Annotated in this window: 1 protein-coding gene; it reads right to left on the bottom strand. The window is 64.0% G+C overall.

Going from position 1 to position 275, the window contains the following annotated elements; all coding sequences use genetic code 11:
- Positions 1-35: 35 nt before the first annotated feature.
- The coding region (locus SB753_RS37020) for a DUF1488 family protein (protein ID WP_410805110.1) at positions 36-275 on the bottom strand (240 nt) is incomplete at its 5' end.

The following is a 275-nucleotide window of genomic DNA, read 5'->3' as shown; positions in this document are numbered from 1 at the left end:
CACGCAGTCAGGACCTGCATCAATGAGGCAACGCCTCAGGGACGCGCGAAATCATCCGGCGTCAATTCGAGCCGCGTGGCCGGTTGGGCGAGCAGCCTGCGTTCGGCGATCGCGCGGATGCGGCCGTAGCCACCCCGGAAGGTTTTCAGGATCCGGGTGTCACTGGCTCGGGGTTCGAGCCAGAAATGCGCTTCCAGTGTCGCGAGCGTGATCACGCATTCGACCGTGCTGTTCTGGCTCACGAGGATGAATCCCACACCGCGGCGATTCGCGAG

Origin of the sequence: Paraburkholderia sp. SIMBA_053, assembly GCF_046534895.1 — a bacterium.
In the GTDB taxonomy this organism is placed as follows: domain Bacteria; phylum Pseudomonadota; class Gammaproteobacteria; order Burkholderiales; family Burkholderiaceae; genus Paraburkholderia; species Paraburkholderia caledonica.
The sequence above is the reverse complement of the archived record's forward strand: the minus strand, read 5'-3'. Positions and strand labels throughout refer to the sequence as shown.